Below are 2,256 nucleotides of genomic sequence, written 5' to 3' on the forward strand. Positions count from 1 at the left end.
ATCAATTACGATTTCTATGACACCAAAGGCAATCTTCTCCAGTACACCACCAAAGACGGCTTGTCTACTGCCATCATCTGGGGGTATAATCAGACCCAACCGATTGCCAAAATCGAAGGAGCGACGTATGCACAGGTAAGTTCACTGGCAACGGCTATTATCAATGCTTCTAATGATGATGCTAATGATGTTGTGGTAGGAAATCCTAAAGAGAACGACCTTCTTACCGCATTAGACGCATTCAGGAATAATGCTTCTTTATCAGCGTATCAGATTACTACCTATTCGTATAATCCGCTAATCGGAGTAACGAGTATCACTTCGCCATCCGGAGTTCGTGAAGTGTACATCTATGACACTGCCGGAAGACTGAAAGAAGTACGCGAAAATAACAAATCCGGAGCTCTTCTGAAATCCAACGAATACCACTACAAACCGTAAGACATAACATGAAAAAGAATATACTACCCATAAGTTTGCTTATAACTGCAAATATTTTTGCCCAATATACCCAAAGTGAAAATTATGTAGTTTCCAAAACCTATTTGTCCCAACCCGGAGATGTGGTTCAGAAACTACCTGTAGAGACCGTACAATATTTCGACGGACTCGGTCGTCCAAAACAAATTGTCAATGTAAAATCCTCACCTTTAGGAAACGATATTGTTACTCCTATTGAATATGACGGCTTCGGAAGACAGATAAAAGACTATCTTCCTGTTCCTCAATCGGGAAGCTCTAGTGGAGCAATTTATGCCAATCCTTTATCCATTGTTACTTCCACACCGTACGGAATGGAAAAAATCTATTCCGAGAAAGTATTGGAAAACTCGCCTCTTGACCGAATCCAACAGCAGATACAAGTGGGCAACGACTGGAGCGGCAAACCCGTAAAGTTTGATTATTTTGCCAATACCGCCACAGATAAAGTAATGCGCTTCACCACAAGTGTGAACTGGACGAATCAGGACAACAACGACCTGAAACTACAAACTTCAAAATATTTTGGAGACAATCAATTGTATAAAAATGTAGTGACTGATGAAGACGGCAACAAAACCATCGAATTCAAAAACGGAAAAGGGCAGACGCTGCTCGTCAGAAAAGAATTAGCTACAAATGTCTATGCTGATACGTATTACATCTACAATGAATACAACCAACTCGCCTATGTCCTTTCTCCCGAAGCGTCCAAAAAAATAGATGCGGCTCTTTCAGCAGGTGCAAGTGTATTGTTGAACTCTACCAATTCTCTTGTACAGGAGCTTTGCTATCAGTATCGCTACGATGGCAGAAACCGGCTCATAGAAAAAAAACTTCCCGGAAAAGGATGGGAATATATGGTGTATGATAAAGCAGACCGATTGGTGTTCACTCAGGATGCGGTAATGCGACCTTCCAACAAATGGCTCTTCACTAAATACGATGCACTTGGAAGGGTAATTTATACCGGAATTGTAGCAGGAGATACGAGAACAGGAATGCAGAATATGATCGGCAATCTTCTCATCACCGAAGCCCCCAATTCTACAGGTTTTACCAAAAACGGGTTGCAGATCTATTACACCAATGGTCTTTTTCCGTATCTGGAAACGGTACTATCGGTGAATTACTACGACAAATATCCATCCGGAACACCATTTCCTGCCAATGATGCCATTCAGGGAATTCCGATCCTCAAAGACACCTTTCCTGCGGGTGTGAACGTTTCTACCAAATCTCTTCCTACCGCAAGTTTTGTCAAAAATATTGAGGATGATAAATGGACAAAAAACTACACGTTTTACGACCGAAAAGGAAGAACCATCGGCGTCTACTCCATGAATTATCTTGGTGGTTACACCAAAACCGAAAGCGTTCTGGATTTCACGGGAGTTCCTCAGAAAACGTTCACCTATCATAAAAGACTAAACGGAAGTACCGAAGTGAAAATCGAGGAAAATTTTACGTATGATCTGCAAAACAGACTTACCAAACACGAGCATAAGGTAAACAATGAACCAACGGAAACTTTGGCGGTGAATAAATATAATGAAATCGGGCAATTGATAGAGAAAAAAGTGGGAGGAACAGGTACTCCTCTTCAGACGGTGGATTACAAATACAACATCAGAGGCTGGCTTACTTCGGTGAATGATCCTACCAATATGACAACGATGGGAACCGATCTCTTTGGCTACAGAATCCGCTACAATGAGCCAATAAAAGGTTTGCAGACTCCTGATGTCATCAACTATCCGAATCACAAAGTCCAGC

At 41.7% G+C, this 2,256-nt stretch carries 1 protein-coding gene and 1 pseudogene; both read left to right on the top strand.

Annotated features, from left to right (window positions below):
- Nucleotides 1-441 (top strand): annotated as a pseudogene (locus AC2A1C_RS15715) (DUF5977 domain-containing protein); the annotation flags it as partial.
- Between the two features lie 8 nt (nucleotides 442-449).
- On the top strand, nucleotides 450-2,256 hold a 1,807-nt coding region (locus tag AC2A1C_RS15720), incomplete at its 3' end, for a DUF6443 domain-containing protein (RefSeq protein WP_484026875.1).

It is taken from the genome of Chryseobacterium sp. HNCC26DJ241 (genome assembly GCF_057180505.1).